Source organism: Nocardioides asiaticus (assembly GCF_040049175.1).
Taxonomy (GTDB): Bacteria; Actinomycetota; Actinomycetes; order Propionibacteriales; family Nocardioidaceae; genus Nocardioides; species Nocardioides cheoyonin.
Window position 1 is genome coordinate 140,250 of sequence record NZ_JBDZDM010000002.1, and the last position, 18,684, is coordinate 158,933.

Annotated in this window: 17 protein-coding genes; 15 read left to right on the forward strand and 2 right to left on the reverse strand. The window is 71.3% G+C overall.

Annotated features, from left to right (window positions below; translation table 11 throughout):
- Window positions 1–81 precede the first annotated feature (81 nt).
- The 6 genes from ABLE53_RS06505 to ABLE53_RS06530 are packed head-to-tail and all read left to right on the forward strand — an operon-like array spanning window position 82 to window position 5,616.
- Window positions 82–1,074 (forward strand): ABC transporter substrate-binding protein, encoded by a 993-nt coding sequence (locus ABLE53_RS06505; RefSeq protein WP_348857933.1) that lies wholly within the window; start codon window positions 82–84, stop codon window positions 1,072–1,074.
- The gene (locus tag ABLE53_RS06510) at window positions 1,071–1,928 is read left to right on the forward strand and encodes an ABC transporter permease (RefSeq protein WP_348857934.1); all 858 of its coding nucleotides are present in this window, start codon (window positions 1,071–1,073) and stop codon (window positions 1,926–1,928) included. The genes ABLE53_RS06505 and ABLE53_RS06510 overlap by 4 nt, the downstream gene beginning before the upstream one ends.
- The gene (locus tag ABLE53_RS06515; RefSeq protein WP_348857935.1) at window positions 1,925–2,698 is read left to right on the forward strand and encodes an ABC transporter permease; all 774 of its coding nucleotides are present in this window, start codon (window positions 1,925–1,927) and stop codon (window positions 2,696–2,698) included. The genes ABLE53_RS06510 and ABLE53_RS06515 overlap by 4 nt, the downstream gene beginning before the upstream one ends.
- A gap of 19 nt (window positions 2,699–2,717) precedes the next feature.
- Window positions 2,718–3,581: an ABC transporter ATP-binding protein gene (locus ABLE53_RS06520; protein WP_348857936.1), complete on the forward strand. Its 864-nt coding sequence runs from the start codon at window positions 2,718–2,720 to the stop codon at window positions 3,579–3,581.
- Window positions 3,578–4,360 carry a DUF1932 domain-containing protein gene (locus ABLE53_RS06525; RefSeq protein ID WP_348857937.1) on the forward strand — a complete coding sequence of 261 codons (783 nt, stop codon included), beginning with the start codon at window positions 3,578–3,580 and terminating at the stop codon, window positions 4,358–4,360. Before ABLE53_RS06520 ends, ABLE53_RS06525 begins: the two co-directional genes overlap by 4 nt.
- Window positions 4,357–5,616, forward strand: a complete 1,260-nt coding sequence (locus tag ABLE53_RS06530) for a multidrug effflux MFS transporter (RefSeq protein WP_348857938.1) — start codon at window positions 4,357–4,359, stop codon at window positions 5,614–5,616. The genes ABLE53_RS06525 and ABLE53_RS06530 overlap by 4 nt, the downstream gene beginning before the upstream one ends.
- A 113-nt stretch (window positions 5,617–5,729) precedes the next feature.
- On the opposite strand, the gene ABLE53_RS06535 is transcribed toward ABLE53_RS06530, so the two are convergent.
- Window positions 5,730–6,401: a GntR family transcriptional regulator gene (locus ABLE53_RS06535; protein WP_348857939.1), complete on the reverse strand. Its 672-nt coding sequence runs from the start codon at window positions 6,399–6,401 to the stop codon at window positions 5,730–5,732.
- A 153-nt stretch (window positions 6,402–6,554) separates the two neighbouring features.
- Here ABLE53_RS06535 and ABLE53_RS06540 point away from each other — a divergent pair, with 153 nt between their 5' ends.
- From ABLE53_RS06540 to ABLE53_RS06580, 9 genes are all read left to right on the forward strand, one after another.
- Window positions 6,555–7,283, forward strand: a complete 729-nt coding sequence (locus tag ABLE53_RS06540; protein WP_348857940.1) for a PIG-L deacetylase family protein — start codon at window positions 6,555–6,557, stop codon at window positions 7,281–7,283.
- Between the two features lie 3 nt (window positions 7,284–7,286).
- Entirely contained in the window at window positions 7,287–7,988 is a 702-nt protein-coding gene (locus ABLE53_RS06545; protein WP_348857941.1) for a 4-carboxy-4-hydroxy-2-oxoadipate aldolase/oxaloacetate decarboxylase, read from the forward strand.
- Complete coding sequence (locus tag ABLE53_RS06550; RefSeq protein WP_348857942.1) at window positions 7,989–9,131, forward strand: PrpF domain-containing protein; 1,143 nt, start codon at window positions 7,989–7,991, stop codon at window positions 9,129–9,131. It begins immediately after the preceding gene.
- A 3-nt stretch (window positions 9,132–9,134) separates the two neighbouring features.
- Window positions 9,135–10,094, forward strand: coding sequence for a catechol 2,3-dioxygenase (locus ABLE53_RS06555; protein ID WP_348857943.1), 960 nt, complete (start codon window positions 9,135–9,137; stop codon window positions 10,092–10,094).
- Window positions 10,095–10,313: 219 nt separating this feature from the next.
- Entirely contained in the window at window positions 10,314–11,783 is a 1,470-nt protein-coding gene (locus ABLE53_RS06560; RefSeq protein WP_348857944.1) for an aldehyde dehydrogenase family protein, read from the forward strand.
- 13 nt (window positions 11,784–11,796) lie between these two features.
- On the forward strand, window positions 11,797–13,539 hold the full coding sequence (betA, locus tag ABLE53_RS06565) for a choline dehydrogenase (protein WP_348857945.1): 1,743 nt from the start codon (window positions 11,797–11,799) through the stop codon (window positions 13,537–13,539).
- A gap of 3 nt (window positions 13,540–13,542) precedes the next feature.
- Window positions 13,543–14,649, forward strand: coding sequence for a quaternary amine ABC transporter ATP-binding protein (locus tag ABLE53_RS06570; RefSeq protein WP_348857947.1), 1,107 nt, complete (start codon window positions 13,543–13,545; stop codon window positions 14,647–14,649).
- Between the two features lie 79 nt (window positions 14,650–14,728).
- Window positions 14,729–16,717, forward strand: coding sequence for an ABC transporter permease subunit (locus tag ABLE53_RS06575; RefSeq protein WP_348857949.1), 1,989 nt, complete (start codon window positions 14,729–14,731; stop codon window positions 16,715–16,717).
- Window positions 16,718–16,769: 52 nt separating this feature from the next.
- A complete protein-coding gene (locus ABLE53_RS06580) occupies window positions 16,770–17,741 on the forward strand; it encodes an ABC transporter substrate-binding protein (RefSeq protein WP_348857951.1) in 972 nt (323 codons plus the stop codon).
- 15 nt (window positions 17,742–17,756) lie between these two features.
- Here ABLE53_RS06580 and ABLE53_RS06585 read toward each other — a convergent pair whose 3' ends face one another.
- Window positions 17,757–18,539 carry an IclR family transcriptional regulator gene (locus ABLE53_RS06585; protein ID WP_348857952.1) on the reverse strand — a complete coding sequence of 261 codons (783 nt, stop codon included), beginning with the start codon at window positions 18,537–18,539 and terminating at the stop codon, window positions 17,757–17,759.
- Window positions 18,540–18,684: the final 145 nt, after the last annotated feature.

Sequence of the window (18,684 nt, forward strand, 5' to 3'; positions counted from 1 at the left end):
CGATTGTTCACAATCCTGTGTAATCTACGTCACACCGTCTCGGCCGTGGCGCCGAAGTGCGCCGAACTCGGAGGAGTCCCGATGCGACGTCTCGACAAGCTCGACGTACGCAGGATGCGCCGCCGCCTGGGTGCGACGCTCCTCGCCGTACCTCTCGCCCTGGCCGCGCTGACCGCCTGCGGAAGCGACAACGGGAGCAGCGCCAGCGCGAGCGGCACCACCAAGATCACCGTCGGCGTGATCCCGATCCTCGACGTCGCGCCGATCTACCTCGGCGTCGACAAGGGGTTCTTCAAGGACGAGGGCCTCGACGTCAAGCTCGAGCTGGCGCAGGGCGGCGCGGCGATCGTGCCGGCGGTGGTGAGCGGGCAGTACCAGTTCGGGTTCTCCAACACCACCTCGCTGCTCCTCGCCAACACGCAGGGGCTCCCGCTCAAGGTCGTCGCCTCGGGCGTCAACGCCGGCTCCCACGGCGACAGCTTCGAGGCCACCCTCGTCAAGGGGGACAGCGACATCAAGCGGCCGCGGGACCTCGCCGGCAAGCGGGTCGCGGTCAACACGCTGAAGAACATCAGCTCCACGACCGTCAACGAGATGGTGCGCCAGGACGGCGGCGACCCGTCGGGCATCCAGTACGTCGAGCTGGCCTTCCCCGACATGATCCCGGCGCTCAACAAGGGCGACGTCGACGCCGCCGCCGCGGTCGAGCCGTTCACGACGATGGGCCTGCAGTCCGGCGACCGGTCGATCGGCACCAACTACGCCGACACCGCGGACGGGCTCGCGGTCGCGCTCTACTTCACCTCCGAGCAGTACATCGCCGAGCACCAGGACGTGGTCGACGGCTTCACCAGCGCGATCAACAAGTCGCTCGACTACGCGGAGGCGCACCCGGACGAGGTCAGGCAGATCGCGACGACCTACACCGACATCGACCCGAAGCTGCTGAAGAAGCTGACCCTGCCGCACTACCAGACCGACATCGACCGCGACTCGATCCAGAAGCTGGCCGACCTCGGTGTGCAGGACAAGCTCTTCAGCAAGGAGCCGGATCTCGACAAACTGCTGCCGTGAGCGACTCTGTCGGTCTCGAGCCGCCGTCGCTCGTCCCTCGCGCCGGCGGCTCGACCAACGGTGGCCGGCGTACGCCGAGATGGCTGGCCGGCCGGGACGCGCTCCTCGGCGCGCTCGGGCTGCTGATCGTCGTCGGCGTCCTCGAGCTGCTGCCGCGCGCCGGGCTCGTCGACCGCGACTACCTGCCGCCGGCCAGCGACATGTTCCGGGAGCTGGGCAACCAGCTGGGCGAGTCGTCGTTCTGGACCGCGCTCGGCGACACCCTGCGCGGGTGGGCGATCGGGCTGCTCATCGCGATGGTCGGCGGGATCGTCGCCGGGGTGGTCATCGGCAGCGTGCCGTTCCTGCGGTCGCTCACGGCGTCGACGATCGAGTTCCTCCGGCCGATCCCGTCGGTCGCGCTGATCCCGCTCGTCGTGCTCGTCTACGGCAGCCGACCGCAGGCGGGCCTCGTGCTGGTCGTCTACGCCGCGTTCTGGCAGGTGCTCGTCCAGGTGCTGTACGGCGTGGCCGACGTCGACCCCGTCGTACGTGACACGGCGCGGTCGTACCGCTTCTCGCGGTGGGCGATCGTCCGCACGGTGATCTGGCCGACCGCGCTGCCGTACGTCCTCACCGGCTTCCGGCTCGCCGCCGCGGTCGCGCTGATCCTCGAGATCACCGCGGAGATCTTCGTCGGCGTACCCGGCCTCGGCAAGGCCATCGGCGTCGCGCAGAGCTCGGGCGCCGTCGCGAAGACGTACGCCCTCGTGATCGTCGTCGGACTGGTCGGGATCGCGGTCAACCTCCTCGCCCGGGCCCTCGAGCGGCGCGCCCTGCGCTGGCACGCGTCGGTGAGGAGGGAGGCCCGGTGAGGATCCTCAAGCAGCTGGCGTACGCCGTCGCACTGCCCGCCGTCCTGATCGCGATCTGGTGGGTGCTCTCGGCCGACAGCACCAGCTACTACTACCCGCCGCTGAAGACGATCGTGAAGGCGTTCCCGGACACCTGGACCGGCGACCGGTGGCTCCACGACGTCGTGCCGAGCCTGGTCCGGCTGGCGCTGGGCTACGCGATCGCGCTGGCCACCGGGGTCGCGGTCGGGACGACGATCGGCCTGTCGCGGACCCTGCGTGCGCTCTGCGAGCCGGCGCTGGAGTTCTTCCGCGCGCTGCCGCCGCCGGTGCTGGTGCCGCTGATCGCCCTGTTCGCCGGCTACACCGGGTCGACCTCGAAGGTCCTCGCCATCGCCCTCGGGTGCGTCTGGCCGATCCTCCTCAACACCGTGGAGGGGGTGCGCGGGCTCGACGAGGTGCTGCTCGACACCGCTCGCTGCTACCGCCTGCGCGCGCCCGCCCGGCTGATGGTGGTCCTGCGCGGCTCCAGCCCGCAGGTCGCCGCCGGCGCCCGCCAGGCGCTCTCGATCGGGGTGATCCTGATGGTGATCAGCGAGCTGCTCGGCGCCAACCGCGGGCTCGGGGCCACGGTGGTGCAGTTCCAGCGCGGCTTCCAGGTGAAGGAGATGTGGACCGGCATCATCCTGCTCGGCCTCATCGGTGTCCTCCTCTCCGTCCTCTTCCGCATCGCCGAGCACTTCGCGCTGGCGTGGTACCGCGGCCTGCGCCAGTCCGACCGTGGTGTCTGACCCGACAAGGAACCCGACCATGACCGCCATCCCGATCCGTCCTGACGAGGCGACACCGCCCGTCGACAAGGGGCCGGCCGCGCTCGACGTACGAGGCCTGAAGAAGACGTACGGCGCCGGCGCCCGCGCCGTCGAGGCGATCCGCGATCTCACCTTCGCGGTGTCCCGCGGCGAGCTGGTCTGCATCGTCGGGCCGTCCGGAGCCGGCAAGACGACCCTGCTGCGCTGCATCGCCGGGCTGCTCGATGTGAACGGCGGCACGATCACCCTCGACGGCGACGCGGTGACCGGGCCGCCGGCGGGGATGGCGGTGGTGTTCCAGGAGTACGGCCGCAGCCTCTTCCCCTGGATGACCGTGAAGCAGAACGTCGAGCTCCCGCTCAAGGAGAAGGGGGTCGGCCGCGCCGAGCGGAGGACCCTCGTCGCCGACGCCCTCGAGGCGGTCGGCCTCACCGAGAACGCCGGCGCCCACCCGTGGCAGCTCTCCGGCGGCATGCAGCAGCGGGTCGCCATCGCCCGTGCGGTCGCCTACGAGCCGTCGGTGCTGCTCATGGACGAGCCGTTCGCGGCCGTCGACGCCCAGACCCGGGCCGACCTCGAGGACCTGGTCCGGGCGCTGTGGCGGCGGCTCGGGATGACCGTCCTGTTCGTCACCCACGACATCGACGAGGCGGTCTACCTCGGCGAGCGGGTGCTCGTCCTCTCCAACCGGCCGACGGTGATCATGGAGGACGTCACCGTCGACCTGCCCTCGGAGCGCGACCAGCTCACCACCCGGTCGGCGCCGCGGTTCGCCGAGCTGCGGGCCCACGTCTACGAGCTCATCCAGCAGGCGAAGAAGGGACAGCGGCCGGACGAGGGTGCCACTAAGTTGGAGGAATGACCACCGTCGCACTCCTCGGCCTCGGAGAGGCCGGGTCGGCCTTCGCCGCCGACCTGCTCGACGCTGGGGCCACCCTGCGGGCGTACGACCCGAAGGTGCAGCCTCCCGACGGCGCCGTCGCCTGCTCGGACGAGGCCGACGCGGTCACCGGCTCCGACCTGGTCATCTCGGTGAACAGCGCCGCCGACGCCGTCACGGCCGCCGTCAACGGCGGCGGGGCGCTGGCCCCGGACGCGGTGTGGGCCGACGTCAACACCGCCTCGCCCGCCCGCAAGCGCGAGATCGCCGGGACACTGCCCGAGGGCACCCTCTTCGCCGACGTCGCGTTGATGTCGACCGTACCCGGGCTGGGGCTCCGGGTTCCGATGGTCGCCAGCGGGCCGGCGGCCGTGCGCGCCGGCGAGCTGCTCGGGTCGCTCGGGGCGTCGGTGACGGTCCTCGACGCCCCCATCGGCGAGGCCGCCGGACGCAAGCTGCTGCGGAGCGTCTTCTTCAAGGGGATGGCCGCGGCCGCCGTCGAGAGCATCGAGGCCGCCCGCGCCGCCGGCCTGGAGCTCGAGACCCGGGCGGAGATCGAGCGGGAGCTGGAGCGGGCCACCGCCGCGCTGCTCGACCGGCTCCTCGAGGGCAGCCGCAGGCACGCCGTACGCCGCTCCCACGAGATGTCCGCCGCCGTCGAGATGCTCGACGGGCTCGGCGTCTCCTCACGGGTGTCGGCCGCCAGCAGGGACTGGCTCGACGAGCTTGCGGCGGACGCGACGCGCGAAGGGGACGAGTGAGCGGCGCTGCCGAGGCGCGATCCGCCCTCGGGCTGCGCCTGCTCCTCGTCCTGTCCTTGCTCGCGGCGACCGCGCCCCTGTCGGTCGACTTCTACCTCGCGTCGTTCCCGGAGGTGCGGGCGTCGCTCGACACCGACGCGACCCACGTCCAGCTGACCCTGACCGGGTTCCTGCTCGGGCTCGGCATCGGCCAGGTGGCGTGGGGGCCGATCTCGGACCGCTACGGCCGGCTCCGGCCGCTCCTCGTCGGAGCCGGGGTCGGTGCCGTCGCGGCCGCCGGCGCAGCGCTCGCCCCGACCATCGAGATCCTCATCGCCGCCCGCTTCGTCCAGGCCCTCGCCGGCGCCGCCGGGATCGTGATCTGCCGGGCGGTGATCGCCGACCTGCTCGAGGGGTACGCCGCGGCGCGGGCCATGTCCCTCATGCTGACCATCAACTCGGTCGCGCCGATCGTCGCGCCGGTCGTCGGCGGCGCGCTGGCCGGCCACGTCCCGTGGCGGGGTGTGCTCGGCATCATCGTCGGCGTCATGCTCGTGCAGCTGCTGGGCATCGCCACGACGATCCGGGAGTCGCTGCCGCCGGAGCGGCGTACGCCCCGGGTGCAGTACGCCTACATCCCGCGGCTGCTCGCCCGTCCGGCGTACCTCGGCTACACCGTCACCTCGATGTTCGCCTTCGGCGCGATGATGGCCTACATCTCGTCCTCGTCGTTCATCTACCAGACCGTGATCGGCACCAGCGGGCTCGTCTACGGGCTCTGCTTCGCCGCCAACGCGGTCGGGCTGATGTTCGGCGGCGCGATGTCGGCGCGGCTGGCGCGCCGCGAGGTGCACCCGGCCCGGACGGTCTCGCGCTTCCTGCCGGTCATCGTCGCCTGCGCGGTCCTGCTGCTGCTCATCGCCGCCAGCGACGTCACGAAGTGGCTGCTGCTCGCGCCGCTGTGGTTCGTCGTGACCTCGGTGGGCTTCGTGGTCGGCAACGTCCAGACCCTCGCGATCGAGCAGGGCCGCGACGTCGCCGGCGCCGCCAGCGCGGTCGTGGGCGGGCTCACCTTCCTCTTCGCCGGCGTCGTCTCCCCGCTCGGCGGCATCGGCGGCGGCGACACCGCCGTACCCTTCGCCCTCGTCATGCTCTGCTCCGCCACGCTCGGCCTCGGCGTCTTCGCCCTCACCCGCTCCTACGTGCGCCGGCACCCCGACCTCGAGCGCGCCTTCGCCCCGCCCGCCCCGGTCGAGTCGGGGGTTTCGCCCCGTTGAGTCGGGGGTTTCGCCGCGTTGAGTCGGGGGTTTCGCCGCGTTGAGTCGGGCGTCCTGGTCGGTGCGAGGTCCGAAACCCCGGACTCGACGGGTCACAACCCCCGACTCGACGCCTATTCGGAGTCGGCGAGGGCCTCGAGGACGGAGGTGAGGTGCGCGCGTACGGCGGCCTCGGCGGCCTCGGGATCGCGGCGGCAGACGGCGTCGATGATGGCGAGGTGCTGGGGGAGCGAGACCTGGGGGCGGCCGGCGCGGTAGGCGAGCCGGAACTGGTGCCGCACATTGCGGGCGCGCAGCCGGGCGAGCACCTCGGCGGCGACCGGCTGCGCGGCGATGGCGATGACGCTGTCGTGGAGCCGCTGGTTGAGCCGGGAGTAGCCGACCACGTCGCCGCCCTCGACCGCCGACCTCATCCGGTCGCCGATCTCGCGCAGCTCAGCGATCTGGTCATCGGTGATCTGCCGGGCGGCCTTGACGCCGCACAGCCCCTCGACCGCCATCCGCACCTCGGTGATCTGCAGCGCCTCCTCGACGCTGACGACGCGCACCCGTGCGCCGCGGTTGGCGATCCGCTCGACGAGGCCCTCGTGGGTGAGGTCGATGAGCGCAGCGCGTACGGCGCCCCGGCTGGCGCCGAGCATGTCCGAGAGCTCGGCCTCGACGAGCCGCTGCCCGGCGACGAGGTCGCCGGCGAGGATGCTACGGCGTACAGCGTCGGCGACGTCGGCCTGGGAGACGACCCGGCCCACACCATCGGGCCCGGTGCTGCTCTCGGCGCTCGACACGTGACCTTCCCCCCTGTGACCGGCGGGTCCTCGCCGCCCTGCGCCGCATCCTAGGACGCGGGATCACGCTATCGCCGCACCTCCTCGTTCTCAAGATTGTTGACGATTTCGTCGTACGATGACTAGGTTGAATCCGTCGAGAGGGGAACCGCAGTGACCGAGGAGCACACCCTGGTCGTCACCGCCCACGCGGGCGACTTCGTCTGGCGGGCCGGGGGCGCGATCGCGCTCGCGGCCGCGCGGGGGGAGAAGGCGACGATCGCCTGCCTGACCTTCGGCGAGCGCGGCGAGTCCGCGTCGGAGTGGCGGGCCGGTAAGGGTCTGGAGGAGATCAAGGCCAGCCGCCGCGAGGAGGCGGAGGCGGCCGCGTCGGCGCTGGGCGCCGACGTACGCTTCTTCGACGCCGGCGACTACCCGCTCGTTGCGTCCCAGGAGCTGACGCACCGGCTGATCGAGCTCTACCGCGAGACCCAGCCGACCGTGGTGCTCACCCACACGCTCGAGGACCCCTACAACGGCGACCACCCCGCCGCCGCCCGGATGGCGCTCGACGCGCGCGTGCTCGCCGGCGCGATCGGCTACCCGGCCGAGGGCGACGTGGTGGGCGCGCCGCCGGTGTTCGCCTTCGAGCCGCACCAGCCGGAGATGTCCGGCTTCAAGCCGGAGGTGCTCCTCGACATCACCGAGGTGTGGGACACCAAGCGCAAGGCGATGGAGTGCCTGCCGGCGCAGAAGCACCTGTGGGAGTACTACACCGATCTCGGCCGCCGCCGCGGCGTCCAGCTCAAGCGCAACGCGGGCCCCAACCTCGGCCTGCCGAGCAACACGTACGCCGAGGCCTACATGCGCTTCTACCCGCAGACCACCGACCGGCTGGGCTGAGTCATGAGGAACCTCGTCGTCACCGACGTCCCGCGGGCCGACGCGGCGCAGATCGCGAAGCTGGCGGAGTACGGCGTCGCGACCGTCCACGAGGCGATGGGCCGCACCGGCAGCCTCGGACCCGAGATCGTCGCCCGCCAGCAGGGCCTGTCGATCGCCGGCAGCGCGGTCACGGCGCTGTGCTGGCCGGGCGACAACCTGATGATCCACGCGGCGGTGGAGCAGTGCGGCGAGGGCGACGTCCTCGTGGTCGCCACGGCCGCCCCGGCGACCCACGGCTTCTTCGGCGAGCTCTTCGCGACCGCGCTCGCCCGGCGCGGCACCCGCGCGGTCGTGATCGACGCCGGCGTACGCGACACCCGCGAGCTGCGCGAGATGGGCTTCGGCGCCTGGTCGCGCCACGTCTCGGCCCAGGGCACCGTCAAGGCCACCGCCGGTCACGTCAACCTCCCGGTCGTGATCGCCGGCCAGCGGATCGCACCAGGTGACGTCATCGTCGCCGACGACGACGGGGTCGTCGTCGTACCCCGCCTCGGCGTCACGGACGCCGTCGCCGCCTCGCAGGCCCGGGTCGAGAAGGAGGCCGCCACGCGAGCGGCCTTCCGACAGGGGGAACTGGGGTTGGACCGCTACGGCCTGCGCGCGACCCTGAAGGAGCTGGGCGTCGAGTACGTCGCCCATGCCGACCTGGACCCGGAGGAGTAGATGGCAGGCGTGCGGACCGCCCTGATGCGGGGAGGTACGTCGAAGGGGGCGCTGTTCCTCGCCGACGACCTGCCCGCCGACAGGGCCGAGCGCGACGACCTGCTGCTGCGGATCATGGGCAGCCCGGACCGGCGCCAGATCGACGGCGTCGGCGGCGCCCATCCGCTCACCAGCAAGGTCGGCGTGATCTCGCCGTCCGGCGAGACCGGCGTCGACGTCGACTACCTCTTCCTCCAGGTCGTCGTCGACCAGCCGGTCGTCACCGATGCCCAGACCTGTGGCAACATCCTCGCCGCCGTCGGGCCCTTCGCGATCGAGCGCGGCCTGGTGCCGGCGCACGACGGGGTGACCGACGTCGCCGTGCGCATGGTCAACACAGGCGGCCTCGCCACCCTGCGCGTCCAGACCCCCGGCGGTGAGGTGACGTACGACGGCGACACCGAGCTCTCGGGCGTCCCGGGCACCGCGGCCCCGGTCGAGATCCTGGTCGCGCCGAGCGACAAGCCGCTGCTCCCGACCGGCAACCTGGTCGACGACATCGCCGGTGTCGAGGCGACGCTCATCGACAACGGCATGCCGTCGGTCATCGTGCGGGCCGGCGACCTCGGCGCCACCGGCACGGAGGACCCGCGCGACCTCGAGGCCGACGAGAAGCTCACCGCCCGGGTCCGCGAGATCCGCGCGGCCGCCTCGCCGCTGCTGGGGATCGACCCCGACCCCGACGCCACCACCGTCCCCAAGATCGTGCTCGTCTCGCCGCCGACCGAGGGCGGGACGATCTCCACCCGCAGCTTCATCCCCGTGCGCGTCCACCAGGCCGTCGGCGTCCTCGGAGCCGCCACCGTCGCGGCCGCCGCGGCGCTGCCCGGCACGGTGGCCGCTTCGGTGATTGAGGAAGGCGCGCTAGCGCCTGTCTCGAAACCACAGACGGAGCGTGCCGGTGGTTTCGAGACGGCTGCTAGCGCAACCTCCTCAACCACCGAGAGCGGCCTCGTCCGCGTCGAGCACCCCACCGGGTTCCTCGACCTGCACGTCGAGACACAGGACGGCCGGGTCGTCCGCACCGCCGTCGTACGCACCGCCCGGATGCTGCTGGACGGCACCGTCTACCCAGGCCCCGCCAGAACCGATCAGGAGAGCTGACCCATGCCCAACCCCCTCGGCGACATCGCCCACCTCGGCCACGTCGAGCTGCTGACCCCGAAGCTCGACGAGTCGGTCTGGTTCTTCACCGAGTTCCTCGGGCTGACCGAGACGAAGCGCGAGGGCGACTCGGTCTACCTGCGGACCTGGGACAACTACGAGCAGACCAGTCTCATCCTCACCGGCCACGAGACCTCCGGCATCGCGAAGATGGCGCTGCGCGCCTCCAGCGAGGACGCGCTGACCCGCCGGGTGAAGGCGGTCGAGGAGTTCGGGATGAGCGGGGAGTGGACCGACGGCGTCGGCGGCACCGGGCCGACGTACCTCACCACCGACCCGGACGGCCACAAGATCGCGCTCTACTACGAGACCGAGTGGTACCAGGCGCCCGACGAGCTCAAGCCCGGCCTCAAGAACCAGCCGCAGGCCAAGCCCAACCGCGGGGTCGGCGTACGCCGCCTCGACCACGTCAACTACCTCGGCAAGAACGTCGTCGCCAACACCGACTTCCTGGAGCAGGCGCTGGGTGCCCGGCCCACCGAGCAGATCCAGCTCGACACCGGCGAGATCTCGGGGCGCTGGACGACCTTCACCCACAAGTCGTACGACGTCGTCTACTCCGCCGACTGGACCGGCTCGACCGGCCGGCTCCACCACATCGCATTCGCGCCCGACTCGCGTGACGACATCCTGCGGGCCGCCGACCTGGCGCTCGACAACGGCGTCCACATCGAGACCGGCCCGCACAAGCACGCCATCCAGCAGACCTTCTTCCTCTACCTCTACGAGCCCGGCGGCAACCGGATCGAGCTGTGCAACCCGCTCACCCGGCTCGTGCTCGCTCCCGACTGGGAGGTCGTCACCTGGACCGAGGCCGAGCGCGCCAAGGGCCAGGCGTGGGGCCTGAAGACCATCGAGACCTTCCACACCCACGGCACCCCGCCGGTGCCGACCGCCGACTGAGCGGGCCGATCGCCGACTGAGACCGATCTAACGCCGCCGTACCAGGGGCCCACCCCCGGTGCGGCGGCGTTCGGCGTACGCCCTGTTAGCGTCCCCGGCCGAAAAAAGAGTTAACAGTCTGGAGACATCCGGGGTCTTGACGCGTGTCAGTGCCCTGGCAAGTCTGTTGCGCAACCCACACGGTGTTGCGGCATGAGCAACAGAACGGGGAGAACCGGCATGGCTGACCTGTACATCGGCGGGCGGTGGCAATCCGCCGCGGCCGGTGGTCGCCGTACGATCCACTGCCCGGCCGACGGCACTCGCGTCGCCGAGGTGGACGAGGCCGACGCCGCCGACACGGCGGCGGCGATCGGGGCGGCGCGGGAGGCATTCGACGGCGGGCCGTGGCGGTCCTGGACGGCGGCCGAGCGTGGCGCCCTGCTCGGCAGGGTCGCCGACCTGCTCGAGCGCGACAAGGCGGCGATCGCGCGGGCGGAGTCGCTCGACACCGGGAAGCGCTACGTCGAGAGCGAGTACGACGTCGACGACGTCGCCTCCGTCTTCCGGCACTACTCCCATGCCGCGACGGAGGACAACGGCCGGGTCGTCGACACCGGCCGCGAGGGGATCGTCTCCCTGGTCGTCCACGAGCCGGTCGGCGTCTGTGGGCTGATCACGCCGTGGAACTACCCGCTGCTGCAGACGGCCTGGAAGGTCGCGCCCGCGCTCGCGGCCGGCAACACCTTCGTCCTCAAGCCGAGCGAGCTGACACCACACACGGCGATCCACCTGGTCCGGCTGCTCGAGGAGGCCGGCCTGCCCGCCGGGGTCGCCAACCTCGTGCTCGGCGCCGGCCCGGCCGCCGGTGCGCCGCTGGCCGAGGACCCGCGCGTCGACCTGGTCTCCTTCACCGGCGGCCTCGCGACGGGGAAGCACCTGATGGCGGCCGCCTCGTCCACGGTCAAGCGGATCGCCCTCGAACTGGGCGGCAAGAACCCCAACATCGTCTTCGCGGACTCGGACCTGGAGACCGCGCTCGACTTCGCGATGACCGCCGTCTTCCTCCACTCCGGCCAGGTCTGCTCCGCCGGCGCCCGGTTGCTGATCGAGGAGTCGATCCACGACGAGTTCGTCGACGGGCTCGTCGAGGGCGCGCGGGCGATCCGCCTCGGCGGACCGTTCGACGAGAAGGCCGAGACCGGCCCGCTCACCTCCGAGGCCCACCGCGACAAGGTCGAGTCGTACGTCGCCGCCGGGATCGCCGAGGGCGCCGTGCTGCGCTGCGGCGGCCGCCGCCCCGACGACCCGGAGCTCGCGAACGGCTACTACTTCCTGCCGACGGTCCTCGACCGCTGCACCGCCTCGATGACGGTGACCCGCGAGGAGTCCTTCGGACCGGTCCTCACGGTCGAGACCTTCAGCACCGAGCAGGAGGCGATCGACATCGCCAACGACACGATCTACGGCCTCGCCGGCGCGGTGTGGACCAGCGACCAGGGCAGGGCCACCCGGGTCGCCTCAGCGCTGCGCGCCGGCACCGTGTGGATCAACGACTACCACCCCTACGTGCCGCAGGCCGAGTGGGGCGGCTACAAGCAGTCCGGCATCGGCCGCGAGCTCGGCCGCGCCGGCCTCGACGAGTACCGCGAGACCAAGCACATCTGGCAGAACACCGCACCGGCGCCGGGGCGCTGGTTCGGTGAGTGACGACAGGAGAAGCGTGGAGAAGACCTACGACTACGTGATCGTCGGCGGCGGGTCCGCCGGCTCGGTGCTGGCCAACCGGCTGAGCGCCGACCCGTCCACGTCGGTGCTCGTGCTCGAGGCCGGCCACGGCGACTACGTGATCGACCCCTTCGTCCACATGCCGGCCGCGCTGACCTACCCGATCGGCAGCCGGCTCTACGACTGGAAGTACGAGACCGACCCGGAGCCGCACATGAACGGCCGCCGGATCTACCACGCGCGCGGCAAGCTGCTCGGCGGGTCGTCGTCGATCAACGGCATGATCTTCCAGCGCGGCAACCCGCTCGACTACGAGCGCTGGGCGGCCGAGCCGGGGATGGAGAGCTGGGACTACCTGCACTGCCTGCCGTACTTCAAGCGGATGGAGTCCCGCTTCCTCGCCGACGGCAGCTCGGGCGCCGACCGCTGGCGCGGCGGCTCCGGGCCGCTCCACCTCGAGCGCGGCAGGGCCGACAACCCGCTGTTCGGTGCGTTCTTCGAGGCCGTCCAGCAGGCGGGCTACCCGCTGACCGACGACGTCAACGGCTACCGCCAGGAGGGCTTCGCGCCGTTCGACCGCAACGTCAAGAACGGCCGCCGTTGGTCGGCCGCGCGTGCGTACCTCCACCCGGTCAAGAGGCGGAAGAACCTCACCATCGAGACCTTCGCGTTCGCCACGAGGATCCGGTTCGAGGGCAAGCGCGCCGTCGGGGTCGACTACACCCGCGGCGTCGGCCGTGCCGCCCGCCACCACACGGTGACGGCCGGCGAGGTGATCTGCTGCGGCGGCGCGATCAACACGCCACAGCTGCTCCAGCTCAGCGGCGTGGGCGACGAGACCCTGCTGCGCAAGTACGGCGTACCCGTCGTGCACCACCTCCCCGGCGTCGGGGAGAACCTCCAGGACCACCTCGAGGTCTACATCCAGTACGCCTCCAAGCTGCCGGTCTCCATCTCCGACGGCCTCAAGCTGCGCAACCGGCCCAAGATCGCCGCGCAGTGGCTCTTCGGCCGCACCGGCCTCGGCGCCACCAACCACTTCGAGGGCGGCGGCTTCGCCCGCTCCAACGAGGACGTGGACTGGCCGAACCTGATGTTCCACTTCCTCCCCATCGCGATCAGGTACGACGGGACCCAGCCCGCCGGCGGCCACGGCTACCAGGTCCACATCGGCCCGATGTACGCCGACACCCGCGGCTGGGTGCGGATCAGGAGCGCCGACCCCGGCGTACACCCCTCGATGCAGTTCAACTACCTCTCCACCCCCAACGACCGGCGCGAGTGGGTGGAGGCCGTCCGCGTGGCCCGCGACATCCTGACCCAGCCGGCGTTCGAGCCGTTCAACGCCGGCGAGCTCTCGCCCGGGCCGTCGGTCGAGACCGACGAGGAGATCCTCGAGTGGGTCCGCAACGACGCCGAGACCGCGCTCCACCCGAGCTGCACCGCGGCGATGGGCACCGGCGAGCTGTCGGTGACCGACCCGACCACGATGAAGGTGCACGGCACCGAGGGGCTCCGCGTCGTCGACGCGAGCGTCTTCCCCTTCGTGACGAACGGCAACATCTACGCACCGGTGATGATGGTCGCCGAGAAGGCCGCCGACCTCATCGCCGGCAACACGCCGCTCGCACCCGCGGACGTGCCGTACTACCGCCACCGCGACGGGACCCCGCTCTATCCGCCGGGCGACCCGCGCAACACGGCGGTCGAGCCCGTCGAGACCACCGGAGAGGCCTGATCCATGAGCGCCACCCCCGAGACCGAGAAGACCGCGACCGCGGCGGCGACGAAGCCCGCGCCGCCCGCCGCCCCGGCCGGCGAGCCCGCGCTGACCGTCGACTCGCTGTGGAAGATCTTCGGCCCCAGGGCCGACAAGATCCTCGGCACCCCCGACGAGTCGCTGTCGCGCCGCGAGCTCCAGGAGAAGACCGGCTGCGTGGCCGCCGTACGCGACGTGTCGTTCGACGTCGCCCCCGGCGAGGTCTTCGTGGTCATGGGCCTGTCCGGCTCCGGGAAGTCCACCCTCGTCCGGATGCTCACCCGGCTTATCGAGCCGACCGCCGGAACCGTGGCCATGAACGGCGAGGCCATCACGGGTGCCCCGCAGACCCGGCTCCGCGACCTGCGCCGCCGGGAGGTGGCCATGGTGTTCCAGCACTTCGGGCTGATGCCCCACCGCAAGGTCATCGACAACATCGCCTTCGGTCTCGAGATCCGCGGCGACGGCAAGGCCGACCGGCGCGCGAAGGCGCAGGAGATGGTCGACCTGGTCGGGCTGACGGGCTACGAGGACTCCTTCCCCGACCAGCTGTCCGGAGGCATGCAGCAGCGGGTCGGGCTGGCCCGCGCGCTCGCCACCGACCCGGAGCTGATGCTCTTCGACGAGCCGTTCTCCGCGCTCGACCCGCTGATCCGGCGGGACATGCAGAACGAGGTCATCCGGCTCCACCGCGAGGTCGGCAAGACGATGGTCTTCATCACCCACGACCTGTCCGAGGCGCTCAAGCTCGGCGACCGGATCCTCATCATGCGCGACGGCGAGGTCGTCCAGATCGGCAGCGCGGCGGAGATCGTCGCCAACCCCGCCGACGACTACGTCCGCGACTTCACCTCCGAGGTGCCCCGCTCCCACGTGCTGACCCTGCGCTACATCGCCCGGCCCGCGCGCGACGGCGAGCCGCTCGACGGGCCGGTCCTGCCGGCCGACACAGTGGTCAAGGACGCCGCGCAGGCGGTCCTCTCCGCCAACGGTCCCGTCCGCGTGGTCGACGAGGACGACCTCGTCCTCGGGCTGGTCGACGACGAGGAGATCCTCCGGGTCGTCGTGGCGGAGGAGACTCCCTCATGAGCGAGCGCCAGCGAGCGATCATCGGGTTTCTCAGGCCGCCGCCTTCGTATCGTTGGGCCTCTTCCACGGAGGCGGCGGCATGAGCACCACGGCCACCGGCTCGCTCGCCCCGTCGCGGAGGTTCCGGCTGCCCGGGCGCAAGCGCTGGATCGCGCTCGCGATCGTCGTGCTCTGGGTCGTCGGCTGGGCGATCCTGAAGAACCACCACACCCTCACCCTCGGCGGCGCCGAGACCACCGGCTTCCACCGCTGGCTCAACGACCTGCGCGACGACATCGAGGCCGCGCGCACCGACAACTGGTTCTTCCACGGCATCCTCGGCACGATCACCGACCGGATCGACTCGGCCGTCACCTGGGTGCAGGAGCTCCTCAGCGAGGCCCCCGCGGACCGGCCGACACCGCAGATCGGCTGGCTCGGCGTCGTCGCGCTCGCGGTCTGGATCGCGTACGCCGTCGCCGGCTGGGCCTCGGGACTGCTGGTCCTCGTCGCGATGCTGCTCTTCGGCTTCCTCGGCTACTGGAGCGAGAGCATCGACACGCTGATCGTCACCGGACTCTCGGTGCTGGTGAGCATCGTGATCGGCCTCCCGCTCGGCGTGTGGATGGCGGGCAGCAAGCGGGTCTCTGCCGTGTTCACACCGGTGCTCGACCTCGCCCAGACGCTGCCGGCGTTCGCCTACCTCGCCCCGCTCGCCCTCTTCTTCGGGATCGGTCCGGCCGCGGCGATCATCACCACCGTCATCTACGCCCTCCCGACCCTGGTCAGGATCGCCGCCCACGGCATCGCGACCGTCGACCCGTCCAGCCTCGAGGCGAGCGAGTCGCTCGGCAGCACCCGCTGGCAGCGGCTGCGCAAGGTCCAGCTGCCGATGGCCCGCCGCACGATCGTCGTCGGGATCAACCAGTGCACGATGGCCGCCCTCGCGATGGCCACCATCGTGACCCTGATCAACGCGCCCGGCCTCGGAGCCCCGGTGCTGCAGGCCCTGCAGTCGCTCGACATCGGGACCGCGTTCGTCAGCGGACTGGCGATCGTGATCATGGCGATCATGCTGGACCGTACGACGACGGCGGCCAGCGAGCGGGCCGAGCTGGCGGCCCGCGGCCGGGTGAGCAGCCGCGCGGTCGTCGTACGCCGCCTGGTGCTCGGGCTCGGAGCAGTGGCCGTGGTGGTGGCGCTCTACCTGTCCCACAGCTATCTCGACTTCGCCCGCTTCCCGAGCTCGCCCGACCTCGGCTCCCCGCTCTCGGACGCCGTCACCAGCGCCACGAACTGGGTCGTCGACACCTTCGACACCATCACCGAGTGGTTCAAGAACCGCATCACCGACATCCTGATCAACCCGCTCCAGGACGTCCTCGCCGAGTCGCCGTGGTGGCTCTCGGCCGTGGCGTTCGCGGCGCTGTCGTGGGTGCTCGGCGGCTGGCGGCCGCTCGCCGTGACCGTCGTGTGCGAGGCGGTCATCCTCGGCACCGGGCTGTGGCACGACTCGATGGTCACGCTGACCACCACCCTGGTCGCGACGCTCCTCGTCGTGATCGCCGCGGTGGTCGTCGGGGTCTGGATGGGGCGCAACCGGCTGGTCGACAGGATCCTGCGGCCGATCCTCGACGCGCTCCAGACGATCCCGCCGTTCGTCTACCTCGTCCCCGCGCTCGCGCTCTTCGGCCCGACCCGCTTCACCGCGGTCGTCGCGGCGCTCGCGTACGGCGTACCGATCGCCACCAAGCTCGTCGCCGACGGCATCCGCGGGGTGACCGCGGTGTCGGTCGAGGCGGCCGAGTCGCTGGGCGTCACCAAGTGGCAGATGATCCGCAAGGTCCAGCTCCCGATCGCCCGCGGGGCGGTCGTGCTCGCGGCCAACCAGGGCCTGCTCTACGTGCTGTCGATGGTCGTCGTCGGCGGCCTCGTCGGCGGTGGCGGCCTCGGCTACCTCGTGGTGTCGGGCTTCTCCCAGGGCGAGCTCTTCGGCAAGGGGCTCGCCGCCGGCATCGCCATCACCGCGATCGGCGTGATGCTCGACCGCACCGCCAAGCACACGGCCGCGCGCTTCGGCCGTGGCTGACCCAGGCTCTCGGCTCATCAGGCCCATCCGGGCACCATCCCAAGGAGGACACGTGGCAACACCCAGGACCGGCAAGCGCTGGTTGCTCTCGGCCGTCGCGGGCGTCGTGGCGCTCGCGCTGGCCGGCTGTGGCGGCGGGAAGATCTCGGACGACTCGGCCGGAGGAGGCTCGAGCTCGTGCGGGACCGTCAACCTCGCGGTCAACCCGTGGGTCGGCTACGAGGCCAGCATCCACGTCGTCGGCTACATCGCGAAGACCGAGCTCGGCTGCGACGTGAAGTACAAGAACCTCAAGGAGGAGGTGTCCTGGCAGGGGTTCCAGAGCGGCGACGTCGACGCGATCATCGAGAACTGGGGCCACCCCGACCTCGTCAAGCGCTACATCGACGAGCAGAAGGTCGCCGAGGACGCCGGCCCGGACGGCAACAAGGGCGTCATCGGCTGGTACGTCCCGCCGTGGATGGCGAAGAAGTACCCCGACATCACCAACTGGAAGAACCTCAACAAGTACGCCGACCTGTTCAAGACCAGCGAGTCCGGCGGCAAGGGCCAGCTGCTCGACGGCGACCCGTCGTACGTCACCAACGACGAGGCGCTGGTGAAGAACCTCGACCTCGACTACCAGGTGGTGTACGCCGGCAGCGAGGCCGCGCTGGTGCAGGCGTTCCGGCAGGCGGAGAAGAACAAGACCCCGCTGATCGGCTACTTCTACGAGCCGCACTGGTTCTTCTCCGAGGTGCCGCTGGTGCACGTGAAGCTGCCGCCCTACAAGGAGGGCTGCGACGCCGACCCGGAGAAGGTCGACTGCGACTATCCGGCCTACACGCTGAACAAGATCGTCTCGACGAAGTTCGCCGACTCGGGCAGCCCGGCCTACACGCTGGTCAAGAACTTCAAGTGGACCAACGACGACCAGAACCAGGTCGCCAAGTGGATCGCCGTGGACAAGATGGACCCCGAGGACGCGGCCAAGAAGTGGGTCGACGCCCACCCCGACCAGGTGAAGGCCTGGATCGGGAAGTGAGCCGGCGCCGCCGGGTCAGCCCAGGTGGCCGACCCGGCGGCTCAGCTCCTGCCCGGCCGCGACGACGACCGGGGTCACGTCTCGGATCCGCTCTGGCGTGAAGCGGAACGCCGGGCCGGACGCGCTGAGCGCCGCGATCGTCTCGCCGGCGGCGCCGAGGATCGGGACGGCGATGGCGTTGAGGCCCTCCTCGAGCTCGCCGTACGCCGTTGCATAGCCGGTGTCGGCGACGATCTTGAGCTCCCGCTCGAGGGCGTCCGGGTCGGTGACCGTCGCGGGGGTCACCGCCTCGAGCCCGACGGCGGCGAGGAGCTCCTCGCGGGTCGTCGCGTCGAGGCCGGCGAGGAGGACCTTGCCGCTGGAGGTGGCGTGGAGCGGCGTCAGCCTGCCGACCCAGTTCATCGCAGCGACCGTGGAGCCGCTGAGCGCCTGGTGGACGTTGACGGCGTACTGCTCCCGCAGCACCGCGACGTTGACCGTCTCGCCGAGCTCGGCGGCGAGCGGCTCGGTCACCGGCACCGACTGCTTGGTGAGGTCGAGCTGGCCCGAGGTCGCGCCGGCGAGCCGGACGAGGCCGAAGCCGAGGCGGTACTTCCCCCGGTCCTCGGTCTGCTCGACCAGCTCGCGGGCCTCGAGCGCTCCCAGGAGCCGGAACGCGGTGGACTTGTGGACGCCGAGCTCGGCGGCGAGCTCGCTCACGCCGCCCTCGCCCCAGCTGGCGAGCAGCTCCAGGACCTGGAGTGCGCGATCGACCGACTGCAGGCCTCCCGAGCCATTGCCGGAGTCGGTGGTGGCCATCAGGCTTCCCTTCCCGGTTGCCAGCCCGTGGCGGGCTGTTGCGGATGGTGCACTCTTGTGCTCATGGCGATGCGACCACTGTAGGGGGTCGGGTCGTTCGCGGAAGTCCGCCGGGGGTGCCCGCAGGGATCGCCCGAGGGTCGGC

Excerpts from the sequence above, each read along its gene's own strand:
- ABLE53_RS06550 (WP_348857942.1), top strand. The coding sequence starts at position 7,989 with ATGGCAGGCGTGCGGACCGCCCTGATGCGGGGAGGTACGTCGAAGGGG.
- ABLE53_RS06560 (WP_348857944.1), top strand. The coding sequence starts at position 10,314 with ATGGCTGACCTGTACATCGGCGGGCGGTGGCAATCCGCCGCGGCCGGT.
- ABLE53_RS06555 (WP_348857943.1), top strand. The coding sequence starts at position 9,135 with ATGCCCAACCCCCTCGGCGACATCGCCCACCTCGGCCACGTCGAGCTG.
- ABLE53_RS06575 (WP_348857949.1), top strand. The coding sequence starts at position 14,729 with ATGAGCACCACGGCCACCGGCTCGCTCGCCCCGTCGCGGAGGTTCCGG.
- ABLE53_RS06525 (WP_348857937.1), top strand. The coding sequence starts at position 3,578 with ATGACCACCGTCGCACTCCTCGGCCTCGGAGAGGCCGGGTCGGCCTTC.
- ABLE53_RS06545 (WP_348857941.1), top strand. The coding sequence starts at position 7,287 with ATGAGGAACCTCGTCGTCACCGACGTCCCGCGGGCCGACGCGGCGCAG.
- ABLE53_RS06570 (WP_348857947.1), top strand. The coding sequence starts at position 13,543 with ATGAGCGCCACCCCCGAGACCGAGAAGACCGCGACCGCGGCGGCGACG.
- ABLE53_RS06520 (WP_348857936.1), top strand. The coding sequence starts at position 2,718 with ATGACCGCCATCCCGATCCGTCCTGACGAGGCGACACCGCCCGTCGAC.
- ABLE53_RS06505 (WP_348857933.1), top strand. The coding sequence starts at position 82 with ATGCGACGTCTCGACAAGCTCGACGTACGCAGGATGCGCCGCCGCCTG.
- ABLE53_RS06585 (WP_348857952.1), bottom strand. The coding sequence starts at position 18,539 with ATGGCCACCACCGACTCCGGCAATGGCTCGGGAGGCCTGCAGTCGGTC.